General features: G+C 49.3%; 22 protein-coding genes and 5 tRNA genes. 14 read left to right on the forward strand and 13 right to left on the reverse strand.

Going from position 1 to position 23774, the window contains the following annotated elements; translation table 11 throughout:
• Positions 1–83 precede the first annotated feature (83 nt).
• The 10 genes from L4C36_RS10610 to lolB all read right to left on the reverse strand — a co-directional run bounded on the left by L4C36_RS10610 (position 84) and on the right by lolB (position 5394).
• Positions 84–168: transfer RNA gene (locus tag L4C36_RS10610), tRNA-Leu, on the reverse strand.
• A 51-nt stretch (positions 169–219) separates the two neighbouring features.
• Positions 220–296: transfer RNA gene (locus L4C36_RS10615), tRNA-Met, on the reverse strand.
• Positions 297–340: 44 nt separating this feature from the next.
• Positions 341–415, reverse strand: a tRNA-Gln gene (locus L4C36_RS10620).
• A gap of 40 nt (positions 416–455) precedes the next feature.
• A tRNA-Leu gene (locus L4C36_RS10625) sits at positions 456–540 on the reverse strand.
• A 42-nt stretch (positions 541–582) separates the two neighbouring features.
• Positions 583–659 (reverse strand) — tRNA-Met (locus L4C36_RS10630).
• Positions 660–976: 317 nt separating this feature from the next.
• Positions 977–2068, reverse strand: coding sequence for a redox-regulated ATPase YchF (ychF, locus tag L4C36_RS10635; protein ID WP_428477778.1), 1092 nt, complete (start codon positions 2066–2068; stop codon positions 977–979).
• An 80-nt stretch (positions 2069–2148) separates the two neighbouring features.
• Positions 2149–2739, reverse strand: a complete 591-nt coding sequence (gene pth / locus L4C36_RS10640; RefSeq protein WP_428477779.1) for an aminoacyl-tRNA hydrolase — start codon at positions 2737–2739, stop codon at positions 2149–2151.
• Positions 2740–2909: 170 nt separating this feature from the next.
• The gene (locus tag L4C36_RS10645) at positions 2910–3857 is read right to left on the reverse strand and encodes a ribose-phosphate pyrophosphokinase (RefSeq protein WP_428477780.1); all 948 of its coding nucleotides are present in this window, start codon (positions 3855–3857) and stop codon (positions 2910–2912) included.
• Between the two features lie 32 nt (positions 3858–3889).
• Entirely contained in the window at positions 3890–4753 is an 864-nt protein-coding gene (ispE, locus tag L4C36_RS10650) for a 4-(cytidine 5'-diphospho)-2-C-methyl-D-erythritol kinase (RefSeq protein ID WP_428477781.1), read from the reverse strand.
• Between the two features lie 8 nt (positions 4754–4761).
• Positions 4762–5394 (reverse strand): lipoprotein insertase outer membrane protein LolB, encoded by a 633-nt coding sequence (gene lolB / locus L4C36_RS10655; RefSeq protein WP_428477782.1) that lies wholly within the window; start codon positions 5392–5394, stop codon positions 4762–4764.
• A gap of 245 nt (positions 5395–5639) precedes the next feature.
• Between lolB and hemA the strand changes: the two genes are divergently transcribed.
• The 9 genes from hemA to L4C36_RS10700 all read left to right on the forward strand — a co-directional run bounded on the left by hemA (position 5640) and on the right by L4C36_RS10700 (position 14574).
• On the forward strand, positions 5640–6902 hold the full coding sequence (gene hemA, locus L4C36_RS10660) for a glutamyl-tRNA reductase (protein WP_428477783.1): 1263 nt from the start codon (positions 5640–5642) through the stop codon (positions 6900–6902).
• A 79-nt stretch (positions 6903–6981) separates the two neighbouring features.
• Positions 6982–8070 (forward strand): peptide chain release factor 1, encoded by a 1089-nt coding sequence (prfA, locus tag L4C36_RS10665; protein ID WP_428477784.1) that lies wholly within the window; start codon positions 6982–6984, stop codon positions 8068–8070.
• Positions 8070–8918: a peptide chain release factor N(5)-glutamine methyltransferase gene (prmC, locus tag L4C36_RS10670; RefSeq protein ID WP_428477785.1), complete on the forward strand. Its 849-nt coding sequence runs from the start codon at positions 8070–8072 to the stop codon at positions 8916–8918. The genes prfA and prmC overlap by 1 nt, the downstream gene beginning before the upstream one ends.
• Positions 8919–8929: 11 nt before the next feature.
• A complete protein-coding gene (locus tag L4C36_RS10675) occupies positions 8930–9310 on the forward strand; it encodes a SirB2 family protein (protein ID WP_428477843.1) in 381 nt (126 codons plus the stop codon).
• A gap of 2 nt (positions 9311–9312) precedes the next feature.
• Positions 9313–10125 carry a SirB1 family protein gene (locus L4C36_RS10680; RefSeq protein ID WP_428477786.1) on the forward strand — a complete coding sequence of 271 codons (813 nt, stop codon included), beginning with the start codon at positions 9313–9315 and terminating at the stop codon, positions 10123–10125.
• 29 nt (positions 10126–10154) lie between these two features.
• Entirely contained in the window at positions 10155–11009 is an 855-nt protein-coding gene (gene kdsA / locus L4C36_RS10685; RefSeq protein ID WP_428477787.1) for a 3-deoxy-8-phosphooctulonate synthase, read from the forward strand.
• A gap of 332 nt (positions 11010–11341) precedes the next feature.
• Positions 11342–12598 carry an aromatic amino acid transport family protein gene (locus tag L4C36_RS10690; protein WP_428477788.1) on the forward strand — a complete coding sequence of 419 codons (1257 nt, stop codon included), beginning with the start codon at positions 11342–11344 and terminating at the stop codon, positions 12596–12598.
• Positions 12599–12885: 287 nt separating this feature from the next.
• Positions 12886–13677 (forward strand): hypothetical protein, encoded by a 792-nt coding sequence (locus tag L4C36_RS10695; RefSeq protein WP_428477789.1) that lies wholly within the window; start codon positions 12886–12888, stop codon positions 13675–13677.
• An 18-nt stretch (positions 13678–13695) separates the two neighbouring features.
• The gene (locus L4C36_RS10700; protein ID WP_428477790.1) at positions 13696–14574 is read left to right on the forward strand and encodes a hypothetical protein; all 879 of its coding nucleotides are present in this window, start codon (positions 13696–13698) and stop codon (positions 14572–14574) included.
• Between the two features lie 92 nt (positions 14575–14666).
• Here L4C36_RS10700 and L4C36_RS10705 read toward each other — a convergent pair whose 3' ends face one another.
• Positions 14667–16550: a methyl-accepting chemotaxis protein gene (locus tag L4C36_RS10705; protein WP_428477791.1), complete on the reverse strand. Its 1884-nt coding sequence runs from the start codon at positions 16548–16550 to the stop codon at positions 14667–14669.
• Between the two features lie 312 nt (positions 16551–16862).
• Between L4C36_RS10705 and L4C36_RS10710 the strand changes: the two genes are divergently transcribed.
• From L4C36_RS10710 to L4C36_RS10730, 5 genes are all read left to right on the forward strand, one after another.
• Positions 16863–18224 (forward strand): Na+/H+ antiporter NhaC family protein, encoded by a 1362-nt coding sequence (locus tag L4C36_RS10710; protein ID WP_428477792.1) that lies wholly within the window; start codon positions 16863–16865, stop codon positions 18222–18224.
• A gap of 244 nt (positions 18225–18468) precedes the next feature.
• Positions 18469–20142 (forward strand): bifunctional UDP-sugar hydrolase/5'-nucleotidase UshA, encoded by a 1674-nt coding sequence (ushA, locus tag L4C36_RS10715; RefSeq protein ID WP_428477793.1) that lies wholly within the window; start codon positions 18469–18471, stop codon positions 20140–20142.
• Positions 20143–20320: 178 nt separating this feature from the next.
• On the forward strand, positions 20321–20794 hold the full coding sequence (gene ybaK, locus L4C36_RS10720) for a Cys-tRNA(Pro) deacylase (RefSeq protein WP_428477794.1): 474 nt from the start codon (positions 20321–20323) through the stop codon (positions 20792–20794).
• A 30-nt stretch (positions 20795–20824) separates the two neighbouring features.
• Positions 20825–21733, forward strand: a complete 909-nt coding sequence (locus tag L4C36_RS10725; protein ID WP_428477795.1) for a LysR family transcriptional regulator — start codon at positions 20825–20827, stop codon at positions 21731–21733.
• Between the two features lie 108 nt (positions 21734–21841).
• Positions 21842–22456, forward strand: coding sequence for a LysE family translocator (locus L4C36_RS10730; RefSeq protein WP_428477796.1), 615 nt, complete (start codon positions 21842–21844; stop codon positions 22454–22456).
• 77 nt (positions 22457–22533) lie between these two features.
• Here L4C36_RS10730 and smrA read toward each other — a convergent pair whose 3' ends face one another.
• Together smrA and L4C36_RS10740 are read right to left on the reverse strand one after the other, a co-directional pair.
• A complete protein-coding gene (smrA, locus tag L4C36_RS10735) occupies positions 22534–23115 on the reverse strand; it encodes a DNA endonuclease SmrA (RefSeq protein ID WP_428477797.1) in 582 nt (193 codons plus the stop codon).
• Between the two features lie 125 nt (positions 23116–23240).
• The gene (locus L4C36_RS10740) at positions 23241–23381 is read right to left on the reverse strand and encodes a DUF3149 domain-containing protein (RefSeq protein ID WP_428477798.1); all 141 of its coding nucleotides are present in this window, start codon (positions 23379–23381) and stop codon (positions 23241–23243) included.
• Positions 23382–23774 lie beyond the last annotated feature (393 nt).

Below are 23774 nucleotides of genomic sequence, written 5' to 3' on the forward strand. Positions count from 1 at the left end.
ATTTCGCCACTTCCGCATTCGGATGCTGCTGATTACTTTTCAATTTAAGCGCACTTAAACTGAGCTCTCTTATTCAGAGAGAATGGTGCGGAAGGAGAGACTTGAACTCTCACACCTTGCGGCGCTAGAACCTAAATCTAGTGCGTCTACCAATTTCGCCACTTCCGCATTTTGCACTGTACTTAAACAGTCTTTTTTATCTTCCTAATAGGAGGAAGATGGTGGCTACGACGGGATTCGAACCTGTGACCCCATCATTATGAGTGATGTGCTCTAACCAACTGAGCTACGTAGCCATTATGGGTTGCTGACTATACATGATAATCAACACCAATAAAAGTGGCAGGTCTACCTGGATTCGAACCAGGGAATGGCGGCATCAAAAGCCGCTGCCTTACCGCTTGGCGATAGACCTGCAGATTGCTTTTCTTCAAAGCTGCTCTCAATCGAGAGAATGGTGCGGAAGGAGAGACTTGAACTCTCACACCTTGCGGCGCCAGAACCTAAATCTGGTGCGTCTACCAATTTCGCCACTTCCGCATTTTACTGTATTTAAACAGTGCCATTATCCTAAAAGAATAATGGTGGCTACGACGGGATTCGAACCTGTGACCCCATCATTATGAGTGATGTGCTCTAACCAACTGAGCTACGTAGCCAAATTTTCTTGTTTTCCAAGCCGTTTGCCGTAGTGGCTGTTGTCTTGGGAACGGGGCGCATTATGCTTATCCCAGCCAAAACCGTCAACAGTTTTTTTGAATATCTTGAGAAAACTCGCTTGTTCGGTGCTTATTTGGACGAACTGGGCGAATGCCATGCTGGCTGAGGGTGTTGCTGGTGAAAACCTAGGCAAATAAGGGGTTGGAAGGGGGATGCGTTATGTGAGTGAGAATGGTGATAGGTAAAAAATAAGCCAGCGGGAAGGCTGGCTTATGAAGATTACGGACTCAAAAGGTGAAGTTTTGAGCGAAAAGACTTATACGTTAAAGCGGAAGTGAACCACGTCGCCATCTTGAACGATGTATTCTTTACCTTCTAGACGCCATTTACCTGCATCTTTCGCACCGCTTTCGCCACGGTACTCAATGAAGTTGTCATAACCAACCACTTCAGCACGGATGAAGCCTTTCTCAAAGTCAGTGTGGATCACGCCAGCGGCTTTTGGTGCCGTTGCGCCGACAGGGATTGTCCATGCACGTACTTCTTTCACGCCAGCGGTGAAGTAAGTTTGTAGGTTAAGCAGTTCGTAGCCTGAACGGATAACACGGTTTAGGCCTGGCTCTTCAATGCCCATATCAGCAAGGAATTCTTCACGGTCAGCATCTTCCAGCTCAGCGATTTCAGATTCCATTGCCGCACAGATTGAAACAACGATGGCATTCTCTTCTGCTGCGCGTGCCGCTACTTTGTCAAGGAATGGGTTGTTTTCAAAACCATCATCATTCACGTTAGCAATGTACATGGTTGGCTTAAGTGTTAAGAAATGCAGGTAATCAATCGCTGCGATTTCTTCTTTACTTAGGTCAATTGAACGCGCCATGCCGCCGTCTGTTAGTACAGGCAGCATTTTCTCTAGTACTTTGATTTCAAATTTTGCATCGTTATCACCGCCTTTTGCACGCTTAGCAAGACGGAAAATAGCACGCTCACACGCATCTAAGTCAGCCATTGCCAATTCAAGGTTGATGATGTCGATATCTTCAAGCGGATCAATACGGCCAGCAACGTGAATAATGTTGTCATTTTCAAAACAACGCACAACGTGACCAATTGCATCGGTTTCACGAATGTTAGCTAGGAATTTGTTACCTAGACCTTCACCTTTTGATGCACCCGCAACAAGACCCGCGATGTCAACAAACTCCATGGTCGTTGGCAGGATGCGCTCAGGCTTAACAATGTCAGCAAGCGCGTCTAAACGAAGATCCGGCACAGGTACAACACCTGTATTTGGTTCAATCGTACAGAACGGGAAGTTCGCCGCTTCGATGCCCGCTTTAGTCAAAGCGTTGAAAAGTGTTGATTTGCCGACGTTAGGTAGGCCGACGATTCCGCATTTAAAACCCATGGTGTGAAACCCTTTTGGTGATTATTCGGTGAAACATTCCGGCAGCTCGTGCCGAAAAGATAAATTCGATATGGCTACAGTTATTCAGCTTTGAATGAATGTAGTCTATTTTGCGCTTTGCTTAAGCCGTCTTTAAGTAACATATCCATACAGCGAACAGCTTCATCCACGGCGGCGTCAATATGGTCTTGTTCTTTTGTTGGTGCTTTACCGAGAACAAAATCAGCGACTCTGTTTTTGTCGCCAGGGTGACCAATACCAATCCGCAAACGGTAAAAATCTTTGTTGTTACCCATTTTACTGATGATGTCGCGCAAACCGTTGTGACCGCCATGGCCGCCGCCTTTTTTGAATTTGGCAACACCTGGAGGCAGGTCGAGCTCATCATGTGCCACTAAGATCTCTTCTGGCTTGATCTGGAAGAAGTTAGCCAGTGCCGCCACGGATTTACCAGACAGGTTCATGTAGGTGGACGGGATCAATAAGCGAAGATCTTGGCCATTGGCGACGATCCGGCCGGTTTGGCCAAAGTATTTCGATTCTTCTCGTAAGCTAATATTGTGCACACGGGCCAGTTCTTCAACCACCCATGCCCCCGCATTATGGCGGGTTTTAGCATACTCGGCACCGGGATTGGCCAGGCCGACTAATAAGCGAATGTTGTTACTCACGCTAGTCTCTCAAGTCTTAGGGGCTTAAAACGCGCGCCATATTATACCAAAAGTTGTGAGATTGATATCTTAACCCCTGTTGACGGCAAGCGGCAGGGAAGCAGGCGTCGGCGGAATGCAAAACGCCCCGCACAAAGGCGGGGCGTTAATACTCGTTACCGGTTCAGCGATCAGTGCTGAAACATGGCAGAGATAGATTCTTCGTTGCTGATACGGCGAATGGCTTCAGCCAGCATACCAGACAGAGTAAGTACAGATACTTTACCCGTATCCATGATTTCTTGTGTCAATGGAATGGAGTCGGTTACGATCACTTCATCAATCACTGATTCACGGATATTTTGCACTGCGCTGCCAGAGAAAACTGGGTGCGTTGCGTAAGCAAATACACGCTTCGCGCCGCGCTCTTTTAGGGCTTCAGCGGCTTTACACAATGTGCCACCGGTGTCGATCATGTCATCAACGATGATGCAGTCACGGCCTTCAACGTCACCAATCAGGTGCATTACCTGAGACACGTTTGCACGTGGACGACGCTTGTCGATGATGGCGATGTCAGTGTCGTCAAGTAGCTTAGCGATAGCACGGGCACGCACAACGCCACCGATATCTGGAGAAACTACAACTGGATCTTCAAGGTTTTTCGCTAGCATGTCTTCAAGCAGTACAGGGCTACCGAATACGTTGTCGACAGGTACGTCGAAGAAACCTTGGATTTGCTCTGCGTGTAAATCCACCGTTAGAACGCGGTCAACGCCAACGTTTGACAGGAAGTCAGCCACGACTTTTGCCGTGATTGGCACACGTGCAGAACGCACACGGCGGTCTTGGCGAGCGTAACCGAAGTAAGGGATAACAGCAGTGATACGGCCAGCAGAAGCACGGCGAAGCGCATCAATCATCACAACCAATTCCATTAGGTTGTCGTTTGTCGGTGCACAAGTAGATTGAATGATAAATACGTCGCTACCACGAACGTTCTCATTAATCTGAACGCAGACTTCACCGTCGGAAAAACGGTTAACTGTTGCGTCGCCTAAAGAAATGTAAAGACGATCAGCAATGCGTTGCGCTAGTTCTGGTGTCGCGTTACCAGCAAACAGCTTCATATCAGGCACGGTGGAAACCTCAGGTTGCGTCCAAGTTGTAGTTACTGACTATCCGTAGAATGTGTGTTCAAGGCTGTCAAAAGAGGAGACGTGTTGACACCTTTTGCGACAAATCCCTGGAGCCAGTTAGGTAATGTATTCAATATCGCATTGGCTTCTTGTTGCGTACCGAATTCGGCGAACACACAAGCACCAGTGCCAGTCAATCTTGACGGCGCATATTCTAACAGCCACGAAAGTGCCTTATCAACCTCGGGGTGCAGTGATCTGACGATTTTTTCGCAATCGTTTTCGTAAACCCCCGTCATTAGTGCCTTTAGCGGCTTTTTTTCACTGTCTCGTTTTAGTCCAGGATGGGTGAAAATATCAACAGTCGCGATATTTACGTCAGGTTTTACCACCAGATACCATTTTTCGTCAGGTGTTGCAGGTTGCAATTTCTCGCCCACACCTTCGGCAAATGCACTGATGCCACGCACGAAAACCGGCACATCGGCCCCTAACGATAAGCCGAGTTCGGCCAATGTGTCGGTGCTGAGGTGGGTTTGCCACAAATAATTCAGGGCAACCAGTGTCGTCGCGGCATCGGACGACCCGCCACCGAGTCCGCCGCCCATCGGTAAAATCTTATCAATGTGAATATCGGCACCCGCTTGGATCCCAGCTTTTCGGCGCAGCAGGTCGGCCGCGCGGTAGATCAGGTTATCTTCCGTTGCCACACCTTCAATTGCCGGACTCAAGTGAATGTCGTCACTGGCATTGGCGGTAATGGTCAAGGTGTCGCTGTGATCCAAAAATTGGAACAGGGTCTGTAATTCGTGGTAGCCATCCGGTCGACGGCCGGTGATGTAGAGAAACAAATTCAGTTTTGCCGGTGCTGGCCAAGTTGTCGTGCGGGTGATCATAATGCGCTCTAATTGATAGACCAAGTATGGATAACAAGGGTAATACTGACGCCCGTGGTGCTGAGTACCATGCGGGTTGGCAAGGCGGGCGACGTGGAATAATCATACGTGTTGTAGTCGAGTTGCCATAGCTTGTCATTGATCTGCTTAGCCAGATAGCTCACGCGTCCATCCTGATTGAGTTGGAACGTGTCAGCCGCCGTTGGCAGACCGATCAGCCAATCGCGCATTTGGGTGACAGGCAAGTCGATGCCGGTGAGTTGTTGCACCAAGCGATCGGCATCGGTGCCTTGGAAGGTTTTCCCTTCATTGTTAACCAGTGTGACCTGATTCGGACGCGCATCCAATTTGAGCAAGGTGCTGCCTAAAAAATTGGTTAACAGCAGATGATCATGACCGGGGTTAGTGGCCCAGATCAAATTAGCGCCAAAGCGTTGTTGGCCTTTGTAGCCCAGCTTGCCGTTGGCTTGATAGTGATCGAGTTGACGCAGCGCTTGTTCGTGATCTTCCCATTGGGTGGGTTGCGGGGCGGTTTGTTGGGTTGCACACCCACTCAAGAGCGCCACTAAGACAGGAAGAACGTAAAAATGGCGTTTACCCGCCCAAGGGGAGCGGCGGAAAGGCCGTAAATGTGGCGTCATCGGCATCACTTCTTTATGAGGTATTGTCGCCAAACAATAGCGGTAAAAGCGTCAGATTTCCAATGTCTTGACGTTGAGCGATGAGCATTTTTTTACATTATTTCAGGCCAGCGCGAGCCTGGGATGGCTCAACAATTACTGAGTTATGCCATATTGATTAGGTTTGCGTTCTTTAATTAAGTTGGGGCATCAAGTAAAATCCGCCCTTAACCCTTTTTTCATCGGCGAAGTGGTACACCGTCTCCATGACATTGCTTGCACTAGGAATCAACCATAAAACAGCCTCTGTGGACTTGCGTGAACGGGTTGCGTTTTCGCCAGAAAAGATGGAGCAGGCACTGACCGAATTAGCTGCACACCCCGAGATCAACAGTGGGGTGATCGTGTCGACCTGTAACCGCACAGAGTTGTATTGTGATATTGCGCAGTCGGGCCCCGGTATCATGATCGACTGGCTGACCCAATTTCACAACATCAGTACAGAAGCGCTCATGCCAAGTCTGTACTTCCATGAAGAACAAGCGGCAGTTCGCCACCTCATGCGGGTATCGTGTGGGTTAGATTCACTGGTTTTGGGGGAACCCCAAATTTTAGGCCAAGTGAAACAATCCTATTCGGATGCCCGTGAGCGTGACATTGCCCATGGCATGTTAGAAAAACTGTTCCACAAAACGTTTACTGTCGCTAAGCGTGTACGCACCGAAACCGACATTGGTGGCAATGCTGTTTCTGTCGCTTTTGCTGCGTGTACACTCGCGAAACAAATTTTTGAATCATTGTCTGAAGCCACCGTGTTGCTGGTGGGCGCGGGCGAAACCATCGAGTTAGTGTCGCGTCATCTGGTCGAGCAGGGTTGTAATCGATTGATTGTGGCTAACCGTACGAAGGAACGTGCTGAAAACTTGGCACGTGAGTTTGGCGCGGAAGTGATTAGCTTACCGGAGATCCCCGAGCATTTGCATCGCGCGGATATTGTGATCAGTTCGACCGCGAGTCCGTTACCTATCATCGGTAAAGGCATGGTGGAAAAGGCGATTAAAGCCCGCCGTTACCAACCGATGTTGCTGGTCGACATTGCCGTGCCGCGGGACATTGAGCCAGAGGTGGGGGAGATCAGAGACGCTTACCTGTATAGCGTGGACGACCTCCACAGCATTGTGGAAAAAAACCGTGAGCAACGCAAAGTCGCGGCAATCCAAGCGGAAGCGATTGTCAGCGAAGAAAGTGCGGCGTTCATGAGTTGGGTGCGTTCATTAGAAGCGGTAGACAGTATTCGTGAATACCGTTGCCAGGCGGATGCGATCAAATCGGAGATGTTGGCGCGCAGTTTACAGGCGCTAGCCAATGGCGGGGATCCTGAAAAAGTATTGATTGAGTTGAGCAATAAACTCACCAATAAACTGATCCACGCCCCTACACGCGCCATGCAACAAGCCGCCCATAATGGCGAGCCGGAAAAACTGGCCGTGATCCGTGAAACGTTAGGGTTGGATGTCATTAAAAACTGATGGAAGCCCCATCCGTTATTCATAATAAATCAGGCAGAAAAGCGTTTTCTGCCCTAAGTGGAACACAGTAGAAACTCATATGAAACCTTCAATTTTAGTGAAATTAGAAACGCTGGTTGAGCGTTATGAAGAAGTTCAGCACCTGCTGAGTGATCCAGGGGTGATTGGCGATCAGAATAAATTCCGTGCGCTTTCCCGTGAATATTCACAACTGGAGGAAGTAACCCAGTGTTTCAAGGCTTATCAACAAGCTCAGGAAGACTTGGCGACGGCTGAGGAAATGGCCAATGAAGACGATCCTGAAATGCGTGAAATGGCGCAGGAAGAAGTGAAGGAAGCGAAAAAAGAGATCGAGCGTCTGGAAGACGAACTTCAAGTTCTACTGATCCCGAAAGATCCTAACGATGAGCGTAACTGCTTCGTGGAAATCCGTGCCGGTGCCGGTGGTGATGAAGCGGGTATCTTCGCGGGCGACCTGTTCCGTATGTACAGCAAATTTGCTGAACGTCAGGGCTGGCGTATTGAAGTGGTCAGTGAAAACCGCTCTGAGCAAGGCGGTTATAAAGAAATGATCGCGAAAGTGAACGGCGATGGCGCTTACGGCGTCTTGAAGTTTGAATCAGGCGGTCATCGCGTACAACGTGTCCCTGCGACAGAATCACAGGGCCGTGTACATACTTCTGCTTGTACCGTTGCCGTTATGGCTGAGATCCCAGAAGCGGATCTGCCAGAAATCAAAGCGTCAGATTTGAAAATTGACACCTTCCGTGCGTCAGGCGCGGGTGGTCAGCACGTTAACACCACCGACTCTGCTATCCGTATTACGCACTTACCAACCGGTACGGTTGTAGAGTGTCAGGATGAGCGTTCACAGCACAAAAACAAAGCCAAAGCGATGGCGGTACTGGCGGCACGTATTATCAAAGCGGAAGAAGAGCGTCGTCACGAAGCGGAAGCGAGTACGCGTCGTAACCTGTTGGGTTCTGGCGATCGTTCAGACCGTATTCGTACGTACAACTACCCACAGGGCCGTGTGTCGGATCACCGTATTAACCTGACCATTTATCGTCTAAATGAGGTGATGGAAGGTGACATGAACACGCTCGTTCAGCCAGTGATCCAAGAGCACCAGGCCGATCAGTTAGCTGCGATGGCTGAGCAACACTAATGACACATTCAATTGACGCCCAGCTAAAGCATGCGGTGGAGCAATTGAATGCCGCGGGCTCTGAGAGCCCGCACATTGATGCCGCCGTGTTGTTGTGCCATGTGCTTGATAAGCCCCGAAGCTATTTGCTGACGTGGCCCGAAAAAAACTTGGATGACACGCAATTGACCGCGTTTGACGCCGTCATGGCGCGCCGTCTGCAAGGGGAGCCGGTGGCGTACATTGTCGGCGAACGTGAGTTTTGGTCGCTGCCATTGAAAGTGGCACCGCACACCTTGATCCCCCGTCCGGACACCGAGCGTTTGGTGGAGCTGGCGTTGGATAAAATCCCTGCTGGCCCGTGTGAGGTGCTGGATTTAGGTACAGGCACCGGTGCCATTGCGTTGGCATTGGCTTCTGAACGCCGTGATATTGCGGTAACAGGGATTGATTTACGCCCTGAAGCCGCGGCACTGGCCGAAGAAAACCGCACGCACTTACACATACCCAATGCGCGTTTTATGGCGGGCAGCTGGTATAGCCCGCTGACTGCCGACGATTGCTTTGCTGTGATCGTGAGTAACCCGCCGTACATTGATGAAGCTGACCCGCATCTGGATCAAGGCGATGTACGCTTTGAACCCAAGAGTGCGCTGGTGGCGGATGACAATGGCTTGGCGGATATTCGCATTATCAGCGAGCAAGGCCGTGAGCATCTGCAGACGGGCGGCTGGTTGTTGATGGAGCATGGCTTTGAACAAGGGCCTGCTGTCAGAGAAATTTTACACGCGCTAGGTTACCAGCAGGTGTCTACCGCACAGGATTATGCAGGCCTTGATCGTGTATCAATGGGCTGCTGGCAGGGATAAAAAACATGAATATGTATTTTGCAATGAAACACCTACACCTTGTAGCGATCGCGCTGAGTGTGCTGCTTTTTGTGGTGCGCTACGGCCTGATGATGGCTAATTCGCCGCTGAACGACAAAAAGTTTCTGAAAATCACCCCACACATTGTGGATACCGTGCTGCTGTTAAGCGGTGTGGCATTGATCTTCATCACCGGTTTTATGCCGTTTACGGAAGCCGGTTCATGGCTGACGCAAAAACTCAGCTGTGTGTTGGCTTATGTTGCATTGGGCTTCTTTACCCTGAAAATGGGCAGCAATAAAGTCTTTAAAACTTTTGCGTTCTTTGGTGCGTTGGGGTGGCTGATGGCCGCTGCCAAGATCGCCATGACCAAAACACCGTTCTTGGGATAATCATGTTACATTTTGCCGAACAAGACTGGGATGAAATGCCGCTGGTTGAAGGCGCATTAGCGATGACCGCGGCGGTTGAGCCGAGCTTCCCCCATGAATGGGTGCGTCTTCAATTGACGCGTTTAGCCCAAGAGGCTGAGCATGCGTTAATGGATGAACCGAATGCACAATTACGCCTTGAGGGGCTGATCCGCCTGTTCTACCGTGAGTGGGGATTCCAAGGGGATCACGAGCAATATTTCTCGTCAGAGAATATCTATCTCGATCGCGTGCTTGAACGCAAAAAAGGGATCCCAGTCAGTCTGGGGGCGATTTTTCTGTATCTGGCGCGACGCTTGGAACTGCCGGTATTCGGCGTAGGCTTCCCGACCCAGTTTGTGCTTAAGGTAGAATGGTTTGACGCAGAGACACAGTACATCAACCCGTTTGATGGCGAGTATCTGAGCAAGCGCATGATGGGCGCGTGGTTGAAAGGTCACCATGGCCCGTTTACTGAGTTGCGGGATGAATATTTCCTGACCTCAGACAATACCGACATTTTGGCGCGTTGGCTGACGGTGATGAAAAGTGCGTTCTTGCGTGAAAACCAATTTGCTGAAGCCTTACGCTGCAGTGATGTGGCGTTGGATGCTTTTCGCCCCGGCGACCCCCATGAAATTCGCGATCGCGGCTATATTTATCAACAGTTGGATTGCAGCCATGCTGCGATCATGGACTACGAATATTTTATCGAGCAATGCCCTGAAGATCCCGCAGCAGAGCTGTTGAAAATTCAGGTCGAAGAACTCCACAAAGCGCCGCTGGTTTTCCACTGATAGCGGCGATGACAATCTAAAGAGAGAAGATGATGGAACAAAAAGTTGTTCGCGTTGGTGATATTGATGTAGCCAATGACAAGCCCTTTGTCTTGTTTGGTGGCATGAACGTACTGGAATCTCGTGATCTTGCTATGCAGATCTGTGAGAAGTATGTGGAAGTGACCGATAAACTCGGGATCCCTTATGTATTTAAGGCTTCTTTTGACAAGGCGAACCGTTCTTCTGTGCATTCCTACCGTGGTCCGGGTATGGAAGAAGGATTGAAGATCTTCCAAGAACTGAAAGATACCTTTGGTGTGAAAATCATCACTGACATCCACGAACATCACCAAGCACAGCCTGTTGCTGATGTTGTCGATGTGATTCAGTTGCCGGCTTTCTTAGCGCGTCAAACGGATTTGGTCGAGACCATGGCCAAAACCGGTGCGGTGATCAACGTGAAGAAACCGCAGTTCATGAGCCCAGGTCAAGTGGGTAACCTCGTTGAGAAATTTGCAGAATGCGGTAACGACCAAATCATTCTGTGTGAGCGTGGTGTCCTGCACGGTTACGATAACCTCATCGTAGACATGTTAGGTTTCGATGTGATGAAAAAGGCATCGAAAGGTAGCCCAATCATTTTTGATGTGACGCACGCACTGCAGTGTCGTGAAGCAAACGGTGCCGCATCAGGTGGTCGACGTGAGCAAACGGTTGATTTGGCGCGTTCTGGTCTTGCTACCGGTATTGCGGGCTTGTTCATGGAAGCACACCCAACGCCAGATCTTGCACGTTGTGATGGTCCATCGGCTTTCCCGCTGGATAAACTTGAGCCGTTCTTGCGTCAGTTGAAGCAACTGGATGACTTGATCAAAGGCTTCGAGCCCATTGAAATTAACTGATCAGGCTTGGCTATCATCCCGCATCGTGGGCTGATATCAGCAGAGAAGTGATGAGCACCTCGGTAAGTGATTGCCGAGGTGTTGTTTTATTGAGCAATATTGAGTAATTTCCCTCCTTTTATAAAAAAACGCTAAAATTAAAATTTCAGTGTTTTATTCTTCATTTGTGCTTTATTTTTATATTTAAACCTAACTTTTTACTGATAGCGTGGTTTTTACCCCCAGAGAGTCTACCGGTATTAAGTCGTAAGTCTGCCAGCTGCGTTTTGAGTATTTCCTGCTGACTATGCATACTCACCACCGATTATTATTTTGTATAGCTAGGTGGTCACGTGTCATTATCTCAAGAAACTCAGCCTGTTTGCGAAACGCAGCAAACAGTCGGCTGGAACAAGCACGATACAAGTTGGATGCTGAGTCTCTTCGGTACGGCGGTCGGGGCCGGGATCCTATTTTTGCCGATTAACGTCGGTATGGGTGGCTTTTGGTCGATGGTGATCATGGCATTGTTAGCCGGTCCAATGACGTATTTTGCTCACCGTGGTTTAGCGCGTTTTGTGCTGTCGTCTTCTCGTCCTGAATCGGATTTTACCGATGTGGTTGAAGAACACTTTGGTCAGAAAGCGGGCCGTTTGATCTCCTTGTTGTACTTCCTGTCTATTTTCCCGATTCTTCTGATTTACGGTGTGGGACTGACCAATACCGTGGATAGTTTTATCGTTAATCAGCTCGGTTGGGAAAGCCCGTCACGCATCGCGCTGTCAGGTCTGTTGGTGTTTTTGATGATTGCGGTGATGATGGCGGGTGAGCGTGTGATGTTGCGTGCCTTTGAAATCATTGTGTACCCATTGGCGGCGATTTTGGCTGGTCTTTCTTTTTACTTGATCCCATCATGGCAGTGGCCAGATCTGTCTCTAGGCATGAGCGTGCCTGCTTTTACCTTGTCGCTGTGGTTAGCGATCCCTGTGTCGGTGTTTGCCTTTAGTCATGCGGCGGCAATTTCAAGCTTTGTCCATGCGCAACGTCGTCATTACGGCCAGCAGGCAGGCGTGAAATCAGAACTGATTCTGAAGCGCACCTCGATCATGTTGATCGCGTTTGTTCTGTTCTTCGTATTTTCGTGTGTTTTGAGCATGACGCCAGCGCAGTTGCTGGAAGCGAAACAGCAGAACGTGTCTGTACTGTCTTACCTCGCCAACATCTACGAGAGTCCGTTTATTGCGCTGCTGGGGCCATTCATTGCCTTTATTGCGATTTCGTCTTCGTTCCTGGGTCACTTCATGGGCGCGCGTGAAAGCCTGAATGGCATGATGCAAAAGCAGGTGTCTTTGTCACCACGTGCGATTGATAAGCTGGGCATTGCTTTCTTGTTCTTTGCTATCTGGTTTGCTGCGGTGATGAACCCAAGCATTCTGGGGATGATGGAAGTGCTCTCGGGTCCTGTGATTGCAATGATTTTGTTCCTTATGCCAATGATTGCGGTTCTTAAGGTTGATGCATTGAAAGTGTATCGCCGCCATATGAGCACCTACTTTGTCTTGGTCATGGGTGTACTGGCCGTATCGGCGATTGTGTTTGGTTTGATCTAATATCACCTCTCTTTCCTGAGTTGAATAAAGAAAGGCTTGCCGAAAGGTGAGCCTTTTTTGTTCATTGTTCAATGCCTTTTTGGTATTCGATATTCCTTTCCGGGCTTTAATTTGCCCTGCTTTTATTATTGATAACGCTATGATTAATTGTGCTTTTTGGCTTCGGTGATGATCATTATTATAGGCGGCCGTAAATAACGGTTTCTCTCTGTTTTTATGCTAATAGCAGGGATGGAATGTCGATATAAAAAGATGAGGACGCACTCATCATATTGGGAATGAATAAAATGAAAAAATGGATGTGGGTATTGCCCCTGTGTGGTGTGTTGTCGTTACCCGCCGTGGCGGGTTGTTTTATGGGGGAAACGGATGATTCGGAGTGGATCGAGCATACCATTACGTTTTCATCACCTTTGAAGTTGGATTACAACACGCGCAACTGGGATGACATCCACCATTTTCAATTTGATTTTGGTTATGAAGAAATACTGAACCCTCGTTCATTTAGGGTGGAAGCGGAATTGGTATCCCCAATAACAGAAAAGCAAAGTATTTCTGGTCGATTAAAGGGGTCAAATAGTGCAAATGGTAGTAGCTTAAATCCTGGTCAGGGCTTCTATATGAACCTGAATGATAAGCAGTATTTTGATCGTTTGGCTGAAGGGCGTATTCATTTAGGATTGGCGCGAACAGGCTCTGATGAAGTGCTGTATCTCAAGAACATTACCGCCCGTTTTTGTGGTGAGCCCGTTGTTGTCGGTGAAAAGGTGTTTGTTGAGGCAAACAAGCATGCCATGGGTAATGGTTGGGGCGAAATGTTAACGCAAGCGGTTGATGCAGACGTGACTTACTCGCTTACGGTATTGGGTTCAGCTGCAGATGGTGATAATCAAGCCTTTGACGGCGTGAATGTGGATTATGTGGATCCGCGTTCTCGTACCCGCCATGTGCAATCCATTGTGGAAGGTAAAGAAACGTTTGTTCATACCGATGGCCACGTACGTTTTTTCTATGTGACGGATACACAGGAAAACATTGGTGGTCATACGGTTGTGCTTAAACGTGTGAATTTGGACTAATACCATAAGGAGAATGTCATGACTTATGGTATGGCGACATTACGTGTGCGTTGGGCTGCTTGCTTACGTTGTCTCATTTTCGTGGGCTTAGGGCTGACGTTACTAGGATGTGGGGATGATAAATCGGAGAGTGTTGTGCCGCCAGTAACACCTCCTCCGGTTACGCCGCCAGTGACTGAATCGCTCGTTGAGACGGTGGCTTATGTGACGCCTGTGCCTGTGGGTTATGATTCGGTGGCGTGGGAAGATGTACACAAGGTGTTTTTCGATTTTAAGCATCTTGCGATTGAGCATCCTCAATCTTTTACGGTTGAGATCACGTTGGCGAATGCCTTGACAGAAGACCAGTCATTTACAGGGCTGCTGAAAGGTGTGCCTGTGTCGGCAGAAGCGACGACAGCGCAAGGTATGAACATTACCTTATCGCTCAATGATCCGGTATACCTTGATGCTTTACGGCAAGGACGCGTGACGTTAGGCATTGGTCGTACCGGATCGACAGAATTACTACATATTAAGAAAATCAAAGCAACGTTGGTTGCACAACCGGTTGAAGCAGAAAAAGACGCTTATGATCTTAGGGTTGATAGCCGTCGATATGTCTTAGGGCGTGAGCGTTTACATCATCAGGTGGCACCGGGCGTGGTGTATGCGGTTTCAGCGGTGGAGCTTGGAAACACCTTGTCAGAGGGAGGCATGAACCGCCGCGACTCTTTGCTGAGCCGGGAGTTATTAGTGCGATACTTTGACCCGAAGACGAAGCAATGGATGGTTTCAGTCTTGGCAAGTGATTTGCCTGTCATGGTGAAGACGGCGGGAGAGATGGCCTTTTTTGTTGTGGGTACGAATCAGGCATCGGATTTTGGTGTGACCATTACACCGCTTAACGGGTCTTAATCATTGGTAGCATTGCGCGACTGTCGTGAATAAAAAAGGCGATATCTTTGCAGATATCGCCTTTTTGCGTTTTAACGTCTGACGTTCAGCGCTTACAACTTGAAGCGGTTGATTTCTTGTTGTAGCTGGTTGGACAGCTCAGACAGTTCTGCGGCTTGTCGTGCGGCAGCATCGGCTTCTTGGGCTAATGCATTTGACACGTCGCGGATCCCTTCCGTGTTGCGGGTGATCTCACTGGTGACGGAAGATTGCTCTTCCGCGGCAGAGGCAATCTGTGTGGCCATATCACTGATGTTGGTCACCGCACTGTTGATTTGTGACAGGCTGGTAGAAGCGGAGTTAGCATCGTCCACGCTGGTTTCAGCCAGGCGGCGACTGTCTTCCATGATGCCGACCGCGCGCCCCGTGGTTTGCTGTAATGTCTCAATCATCTGCTGAATTTCTTGGGTCGACGCATGGGTACGCTGACTCAAGATACGCACTTCGTCAGCAACGACCGCAAAGCCACGGCCTTGCTCGCCCGCACGGGCCGCTTCAATCGCCGCGTTCAGTGCCAACAAGTTGGTTTGCTCTGCAATGCCCTGAATGGTCGACAGAATTGTATTGATGCTTTGCGCATGGGTATTGAGTTCACGGATCACGCCCGTTGCGCTATCCACTTCACCAGCCAGACTCGAGATCGACTGTTGGCTTTGGTTAACCTGTGTCGCGCCATGCTCAGATACGTTGACAGTATCACCGGCAGTACGCGCGGTGTTGTCAGCATTACCGGCAATTTCCTGTGTCGCCGCAGCCATTTCATTGATCGCGGTAGCGACCATGTTGATTTCATCTTGTTGTTGCTGAATGCGTTTACTGCGCACTTCCGCCTGTGATGCGGTTTGATGTGCTTGTGCACTGAGTGCAAGAGAGACGTCGTTAAGCTTCATGACCATCGCATGCATGTTGCCCACAAAGCGGTTGAAGTTGTGGGCGAGCAAGCCGACTTCATCGTTACTGCGTGGGTCAAGGCGCTGTGTCAGATCCCCTTCGCCAGTGGCGATTTCTGCCAGTGCATCAGACACGCGAGTCAAATCCTGGAATAGGTAGTTCACCAACAGTGCCACCGCACCGATGACGATCAGGGTTATCACGATAGAGGTGATGATCAGCTGACGTAACAGGGAGGCATGGCTGGCTTCTTCTGTCGCGCGATCCATTTCAATACCCAGTACCCAGTCAGTATTGGGAACATTGGCAAAATAGAACAGTTTTTCTTGGTTGTTGACATGGGCGATTTCGATGCTGCCAGTTTGCGTCGATTTTTCAATCATGCCGATATTGAGCTCATTGCTCAGATGGTTGAGCGGTTGCAGTAGCAGGGACTGATTAGGATGGGCAAGAAAAGTGCTGTCCTGCTTGTTGATCAGCATCGCATAGGCATTTTTACCGGCATCTAGGTTGATCACATCGTTGATCAGTTGATCGATCAATACGTCAGCACCGACTACACCCAATAGATTGCCGTTTTTATATAGTGGCTCAGCAATGGTGATCAACAGCGCGTTGGTGATGGCATCTTGGTAAGCGTTGGTGATGATTTGCTCACGGGCACTTTGGGCATCACGGTACCACGGGCGGGTACGAGGATCGTAGTCGGCGCGGTTACGTTCTGGGTGAGAGCGGTACATGTCACCAGCGGGTGTGCCGAAGTAGATGTCGTCAAAGCCACCGGCATTACGTGCCTGTTGCAGGTAAGGCACTTTGTCAGTGGCTTGGCTATAAGGATTGAACGCAGAGGCGATATTACGGCGAATTTTCACCCAATCCGTGATGCCAGCACTGGCGGCATCGGCCAGGCTATCTGCGCGGGCATAAATACCATTACGGTTTTGTTCAAACAGTTGACCCGCTGCGATCCAAGTCAGAGCTGAGGCCATAATGACCACAGCGGACAGGCTTGCACCGATCAATTTTTGTTTTAAGGTCAGCGTCATAGCTTCTTTTTTATCCTTGTGGGGAATTTTGCACTGGATGGTATAGTCTTGTAGGGATTTTCGCACGGGTAAGTGCTAGGTATTCCTTGTATGCATGTGTACTTTTCATGTTAGTGTGATCGAAGACACATTTATCGTTTTTTTCTGTAGCGTGTAATCAGTCATTTTTTGGTAGAAGAAATGCACAATGTTGAAGTGAAAATGGTTGGAATGGATTGTCTTTTTTAGATGTTTAGACGTCTATAAGTTGACTGCGATAGCAGCAACAATTAGTCTAAGCCATCAATTTACAATAGATGTCCTGTAGTCATCATGTCGAACAAAACACAACCATCAGCAACAGAGCCTTCGCCGTCGGCCTTGGCCTTACTCCCTCTGGGAATATTCCTTGCACTCTTTATTGGTGTAGGGGTTTACTTGACATTACAAGGCGTTGATTTTGCCTTTTATCAATTGCCCGCGCCAGTCGCCGTATTGCCTGCTGTGGTCGTGGCGATTTTGTTGAGTAAAGAAAAACTCAATAAAGCGATTGAGCAATTTTTGCGTGGTGTCGGTCATAGCGACATCATTGCGATGTGTATGATTTACTTGCTTGCAGGTGCCTTCGCCTCAGTCGCGAAAGCGACCGGTGGTGTGGATGCCACGGTGAACCTTGGCCTTGCCATGTTGCCTGCGAGCATGATCCTGCCGGGGATCTTTGTGATTTCTGCGTTTATTGCCACCGCAATGGGCACCTCAATGGGGACGATTGCGGCTGTGGCACCTGTGGCGTTGGGCATTGCCCAAACCGCAGGAATGGACGTCGCTCTTACTGCGGGTGTGGTACTGAGTGGCGCTATGTTTGGTGATAACCTTTCTATTATCTCTGATACCACCATTGCATCAACCCGTTCTCAAGGTTGTCAGATGAAAGACAAGTTCCGCGAGAATATCCGTATCGCGTTGCCTGCCGCGATCGCCGCGATGGCGCTATTCTTGTTCAGCAGCACACCAACGGACTTGCCAGCGACCACCCAGATTGAATGGCTAAAAGTCGTGCCATATATCACCATCTTGGTGTTGGCGGTATCGGGTATGAACGTGTTTGTTGTGTTGAGCTTGGGGATTGTCCTTGCTGGTGGTATCGGTCTGATTGCGACTGAAACGTACGATCTGACCACCTACGGCAAAGACATTTATGCAGGCTTTGGCAACATGCAGGAAATCTTTCTGTTATCGATGCTGATCGGTGGTATGGGTGAGCTGATGCGCCGTCAGGGTGGCTTGGCGTACCTGACACAATTGGTGAGCCGTGTGATCCGCCTGTTCAGTAAGCAGCACAGTGAAGGTCAGAATCTACGTGCGAGTGAATTGGGTATTGCGGGCTTGGTGAGTATGACCAACTGCTGTACGGCGAACAATACCGTTGCGATCATTGTCTCGGGTGGTGTGGCACGTGAATTGGCGGAAGAAAATGGCGTCACGCCGCGTCGTTCAGCCAGTTTGTTGGATATCTTCTCTTGTGTGGTACAGGGGCTGTTGCCTTACGGAGCACAAGCGTTGTTGCTGGGATCCGTTTTCAGCTTGTCACCGCTTGAGGTGGTCTCGCACTCTTACTACTGCTTGTTCTTGGCCGTGGCAGCCATTGTTGCCATTTTCTTGAAGCACCCATCGAGTAAGCTTGCTGCTGCGTAATGGTTCATCCTTACGTCACGTTTGAAGCTACGTTTGAAAAAGCAAGAGGCCTCACTTCGGTGGGGCTTTTTTACGTCGATAGAAAAGATACCGGCGTCGAAGTGGGGGCTTTTTTCGTTGTGGATAGAGTGGGAAGGTGATCCCGATAACAGAATCTCGGATGCTGTTTAGTGCGATTGGCACTGTTACGTAAAATAGAATAAATAATAAAAAGCAACGTTCAAACAATAAGGATAAGCCACTCATGGCAGAGCATTTTTGGATTAAAGCAGGGCTGGCAGCAGCCATTTTGGCGGGATTAACAGGGTGTGCGGGCTCCGCTGATGTTACGGCACCTGTGTGGCAAGCGGATCAAACCTATAAATTCACCATTTTGCATACCAATGACCATCACGGCCGCTTTTGGCAGAACAACCATGGTGAGTATGGTATGGCGGCTAGAAAAACCTTATTGGATCAGTTGCGTACCGAGATCGCTGCCGAAGGGGGGACGTCATTGTTACTGTCTGGGGGCGATATTAATACCGGTGTGCCTGAGTCGGATTTGCAAGATGCTGAGCCGGATTTTAAAGGGATGAACCTGCTGGGTTACGATGCGATGGCCTTGGGTAACCATGAATTTGATAACCCGTTAGACGTGTTGCGTAAGCAAGAAGCATGGGCGGAGTTCCCGATGCTGTCAGCCAACATTTATGACAAAACCACCGGTAAACGTTTATTCCAGCCGTACCAAATCTTTGAGCAGCAAGGGCTGAAGATTGCGGTGATCGGTTTGACGACCGAAGACACAGCGAAAATCGGTAACCCGGAATACATCGGCGGCGTGGAGTTCCGCGATCCGAAAGTGGAAGCCAAAGCTCTTATCGCTGAATTAGAGCAAACGGAAAAGCCAGATGTGATCATCGCCGCGACCCACATGGGTCACTATGCTGATGGTCAGCGTGGTGTGAATGCCCCTGGCGATGTGGCATTAGCGCGCTTTATGGAGCCCGGTAAGCTGGACATGATTGTGGGTGGTCACTCACAAGAGCCGGTGTGTATGGAAGGCCCGAATCTGTACAACAAGAATTTTAAACCAGGCGATGCTTGCCAGCCGGATCAGCAAAACGGCACGTGGATTGTACAGGCTCACGAGTGGGGTAAGTACGTCGGCCGTGCCGACTTTGAATTCCAAAACGGCGAGTTGCGCATGGTCAGCTATGATCTGATCCCGGTGAACCTGAAGAAGAAAGTGACTTTGCCGGATGGGTCTAAACAGCGTGTGTTTATTCAAGACGAAATTGCGCAAGATGCCGATGTAAAAACCTTCTTGCAACCGTATCAGGAACAAGGCCAAGAACAGTTGAATGTGAAGATTGCCCAGTCTAACGGGAAGTTGGAAGGGGATCGCGATGTCGTGCGCTTTGAGCAGACCAATTTAGGTCGCTTGATTGCGGCTTCGCACATGGCGCGCGCAAAAGCGGATTTTGCCGTCATGAACTCCGGTGGTGTCCGAGCTTCCATTGAAGGAGGAGATATCACTTATAAAGATGTGCTGACCGTTCAGCCGTTTGGCAACATCCTGACTTATACCGACATGACCGGCGCAGAAGTGTTGGATTACCTGAATGTTGTCGCCACCAAGCCGGTGGATTCAGGGGCGTATGCGCAGTTCTACGGTATTTCGATGACGGTGAACGATGGGAAAGTCAGTGAGGTGACAATGGGTGATGAAGCACTGAATCCGGCAGAAACGTATCGACTGACTGTTCCGAGTTTTAATGCGGCTGGTGGGGACGGTTATCCGAAACTGAGCGATCACCCTGGGTATGTGAATACCGGCTTTGTGGATGCGGAAGTGTTGAAAGAATACTTGGAAGCCAATAGCCCAATTGACGTGAATGCGTTTGCGCCTCGTGGTGAGATGACGTATCGCTAAGTCATGCATCAGTTGCAAGAGTAACGACTAAGAAAACGCCTCGGGTTAACCGAGGCGTTTTTGTTTGTCCATTTCTTTTATGTGAGTAACCTTACTTTGATTATATGGCGGGTATTTTATATTGGGGCTAACAGGTGCTTAGGCTATATTGGCTTTTTGATAGAGAAGTGGATCTGTTATGACGCCTGCTATTGACCTTGCGAAGAAAAAGAAAGTTGCCCACACCATTCACCAGTATCAACATGATCCGGCGAACACCAATTTTGGGTTAGAAGCGGCAGAGGCATTAGGACAAGATCCGAAAAAAGTATTTAAAACCTTGTTGTTTGCCTTGAACGGCGATCCAAAGAAACTGGCCGTGGCGATTGTACCTGTGGCTGGCCTGCTGGATTTGAAAGCAGCAGCGAAAGCAGCGGGGGGGAAGAAAGCCGACATGGCCGATCCCCATTTGGCTGAGAAAACCACCGGTTATATCGTCGGGGGGATCAGCCCATTAGGCCAGAAGAAACGTCTGCCAACATTTTTGGACAGCAGCGCTGAGCAGCTTGAAACTATCTGTGTCAGTGCGGGGCGTCGTGGTCTGGAAATCGAATTGGCACCGGCTGACTTACTGACGCTGACGGGCGGTAAGTTTGCTGCACTTGCTAAATAGCAAACCGAGTAAGGTGGCTGAGGGACAGTGATGGATCACATCAATCTGAATTTATTGCGGACACTGCAGATCTTGCTGGAAGAGCGTCATGTGAGTCGCAGTGCTGAGCGCTTGTGCCTGACACAGTCAGCGGTCAGCCGGCAATTGACGCAGTTGCGGGCAATGTTTGCTGACCCCTTGTTGATCCGTGAAGGCAATGGCTTGGTGTTAACGGTAAAAGCCAGCCAGCTTAAACCGCGTATTGATCAGATATTGACAGATTGCGGTGATTTGCTGGTGGATCCCACATTCAGTCCTGAACTCTGGAAAGGGGCAATGGTGATGGCCTCGTCAGATTACGTGGCACAATATATTTTACCGGATATTGTGGTGCAATTACGACAGCAGGCGCCCGCGTTAACCTTGCATTATCAGCTTTGGCAACCGGCACAAATTGGTCAGTTAGCGGAGCTGAACATTCAGCTGGTATCGACGATGCTGCCTGCTATTCCGGATGGCTTGTGTGGCGCTCAGATTGGGGCGGATTTTCCGGTGGTGGTGATGCACAATCAGCATCCTCTGGCGACGTTACCGGCGCTTTCGGCTAGTGATCTTTCTTTGTACCCTCATGTTAAGGTGTCTGCAGGTGGGGATAAAGACAGCTTTGTAGACGGTGCATTGCGCGCACTGGGTTTGCAGCGAGAGGTACGTTTATCCGTCCCGTTTTTCAGTGCCGCGTTTAATACGGTTTGCCGAACGGATATGTTGATGGTGATCCCGCAGCATATTGCCCATAACATGCAAGCACATTTTCCCCTGAGCTATAAACCTATGCCACTGGTGACGACAGAGCACCGCTATTGGTTGCTATGGCACCCGCGTTATGATGCCGACCCCGCACACCGCTGGTCGCGGGAACAAATTCTGACGGTATTGCGCGATTCTATGTATTCCATGTAAATCCTATCTATAGGCTATGATTTTAATGCATTGCCACGATGATTTCTTTTGATTTCCACGAATAGTGCGTCATTGCTACAGTAGCGCCATTACTTAAGGAGAACGGCAATGACTTTCACGGTTTGGCTTTCGTTATTAATGGTTTGTATGCTCGGTGCAATGTCACCCGGGCCAAGTTTGGCGGTGGTTGCTAAGCACAGTTTATCGGGGGGACGCGTTCATGGGTTGGTCACGTCATGGGCACACGCGATGGGTGTGGGCGTGTATGCCTTACTGACCTTACTCGGGCTAGCTTTAGTCCTGCAGCAGTCCCCAATGTTATTTGATGTGATCACTTATACCGGTGCGGGTTATCTGGCGTATTTAGGCGTGAATGCATTGCGTTCAAAAGGCGGTGTCGCTGCGAAGTTAGCGGCGGGTCAGCCAAGCACCTTACTTGAAGCCGCGCGTGATGGCGTGATGATTTCATTGCTGAACCCGAAGTTGGCGCTGTTCTTTTTGGCCTTGTTCAGCCAGTTTGTGGCGGTTGGCACCGAGTTCAGTAGCCGTGCCATTATTGTCGCCACGCCATTGTTGGTGGACGGTTTATGGTACACCTTGATTGCGTTTGTGCTGTCTAACCCACGCGTGCTCGATAAATTACGCACCAAAGCCCAGTTGATTGATCGCCTTTCTGGCGTTGTCTTGATTTTATTGGCTGTACGTGTCGTGATGCAGGCATAGCGTCGATTGGCGGCTTCGGCATTGGAATCAAAAAAGGAGCCTCAGGCTCCTTTTTGTCGATTAGTTCTCGCTGTACGCTAGCCTTGGCGCTTACTGTGGCGCTCTCGGTTTTCCAGCTTCTTTTCTGGACTCTTCTTTAGCATGACATACAACGCACCATTGCCCCCATGTTGGCGTAAGGCGGAATGGAAACACATGACATCCCCGATTTGCGCCAACCATGTGCTGACATAGCTTTTCATCATTGCGGGGGGATTGGATTTTTCGCCTTTACCGTGCACGATGATCACGGTACGAATATCCATACGCTGGCATTGGCGTAGGAAGTGAAGCATTTCATCGCGCGCTTCTCTCAGGGTTTTACGATGTAAATCAAGCCGCGCGTGGATGTCATATTTCCCCAGTCGCAGCTTTCTGAATACCCCCTCTTGCACACCGTCACGTTTGAATTCAATCAACGCATCGGGTTTGACCATGTTGGCATAATCCAGCGATAAATAGTCAGAATCACTGTCAGAGAGTGTTTGCGCTGCCAAACGACGCGCAAGCTGTGCCTCTGTGGTGTGGTGTTGAGCAGAAAGTGTGACGGTATCTTGTTGGATAGGAGCGACATCCGCCATCATTTCACGAAAGATATCGCGTTCATCATTATCAGACATGATCATTCAAGGTGTGGGTGTACAGGGTTGTAATTATACCCATTTCTTGAAGATAGAAAAAATAAAACCAGAATCAACACTGGCAGGTTGACCCTGGCGCAAGCAGGTGGCTTGACGAAATGGTGCTAGTGAGGAGACGGAGCAGACAGCACTTTGTAGACAAAGAAACCGCCAAAAAATAGCATTAAGCCTAACGCCCCAAAGATGACGATCATTGATGAAAGGCCCACGGCGTTGCCGAAAAGCAGGTCTAGCCAAAAATCCATAATAACTCCTTTGGTACGCGACAATGAGGGCAATCATAACGAATGATGCATTTTTGTTGCGATGATCTGGATCAATGGTGGTGAGTTTGTAGCGATTTGGTGTTTGCGTGTGTGGCGCTGATCGTTTTTTCGTCTTCATTGGTGCTTCTTCGAGCAATTGAATCGTGAAATGGAAAAAAACGGGTTTTACACTTGCCAAATTTCTACGGCTGAGTAATATAAGCGACCTCGGCAACGTTGATGTTGTCGGCAAGTAATCAGTTTTAATAACTTTTTACGCAAGTCGGTGAATAGCGCAGTTAGGAAGGGCATCTCTGCTTTTCGGTAACAGCGGACCAGAGGGTCGGGAGTTTCTTATTCCTTGAACTTCAATTGGCCTCATCATCGACGCAG

The organism is Photobacterium japonica, from assembly GCF_050337005.1.
GTDB classification, from domain to species: domain Bacteria; phylum Pseudomonadota; class Gammaproteobacteria; order Enterobacterales; family Vibrionaceae; genus Photobacterium; species Photobacterium japonica.

Excerpts from the sequence above, each read along its gene's own strand:
- ychF (WP_428477778.1), bottom strand. The coding sequence starts at position 2,068 with ATGGGTTTTAAATGCGGAATCGTCGGCCTACCTAACGTCGGCAAATCA.
- ispE (WP_428477781.1), bottom strand. The coding sequence starts at position 4,753 with ATGATCACCCGCACGACAACTTGGCCAGCACCGGCAAAACTGAATTTG.
- lolB (WP_428477782.1), bottom strand. The coding sequence starts at position 5,394 with ATGACGCCACATTTACGGCCTTTCCGCCGCTCCCCTTGGGCGGGTAAA.
- hemA (WP_428477783.1), top strand. The coding sequence starts at position 5,640 with ATGACATTGCTTGCACTAGGAATCAACCATAAAACAGCCTCTGTGGAC.
- prfA (WP_428477784.1), top strand. The coding sequence starts at position 6,982 with ATGAAACCTTCAATTTTAGTGAAATTAGAAACGCTGGTTGAGCGTTAT.
- prmC (WP_428477785.1), top strand. The coding sequence starts at position 8,070 with ATGACACATTCAATTGACGCCCAGCTAAAGCATGCGGTGGAGCAATTG.
- L4C36_RS10675 (WP_428477843.1), top strand. The coding sequence starts at position 8,930 with ATGTATTTTGCAATGAAACACCTACACCTTGTAGCGATCGCGCTGAGT.
- L4C36_RS10680 (WP_428477786.1), top strand. The coding sequence starts at position 9,313 with ATGTTACATTTTGCCGAACAAGACTGGGATGAAATGCCGCTGGTTGAA.
- kdsA (WP_428477787.1), top strand. The coding sequence starts at position 10,155 with ATGATGGAACAAAAAGTTGTTCGCGTTGGTGATATTGATGTAGCCAAT.
- L4C36_RS10695 (WP_428477789.1), top strand. The coding sequence starts at position 12,886 with ATGAAAAAATGGATGTGGGTATTGCCCCTGTGTGGTGTGTTGTCGTTA.
- L4C36_RS10700 (WP_428477790.1), top strand. The coding sequence starts at position 13,696 with ATGACTTATGGTATGGCGACATTACGTGTGCGTTGGGCTGCTTGCTTA.
- L4C36_RS10705 (WP_428477791.1), bottom strand. The coding sequence starts at position 16,550 with ATGACGCTGACCTTAAAACAAAAATTGATCGGTGCAAGCCTGTCCGCT.
- L4C36_RS10710 (WP_428477792.1), top strand. The coding sequence starts at position 16,863 with ATGTCGAACAAAACACAACCATCAGCAACAGAGCCTTCGCCGTCGGCC.
- ushA (WP_428477793.1), top strand. The coding sequence starts at position 18,469 with ATGGCAGAGCATTTTTGGATTAAAGCAGGGCTGGCAGCAGCCATTTTG.
- ybaK (WP_428477794.1), top strand. The coding sequence starts at position 20,321 with ATGACGCCTGCTATTGACCTTGCGAAGAAAAAGAAAGTTGCCCACACC.
- L4C36_RS10725 (WP_428477795.1), top strand. The coding sequence starts at position 20,825 with ATGGATCACATCAATCTGAATTTATTGCGGACACTGCAGATCTTGCTG.
- L4C36_RS10730 (WP_428477796.1), top strand. The coding sequence starts at position 21,842 with ATGACTTTCACGGTTTGGCTTTCGTTATTAATGGTTTGTATGCTCGGT.
- smrA (WP_428477797.1), bottom strand. The coding sequence starts at position 23,115 with ATGTCTGATAATGATGAACGCGATATCTTTCGTGAAATGATGGCGGAT.
- L4C36_RS10740 (WP_428477798.1), bottom strand. The coding sequence starts at position 23,381 with ATGGATTTTTGGCTAGACCTGCTTTTCGGCAACGCCGTGGGCCTTTCA.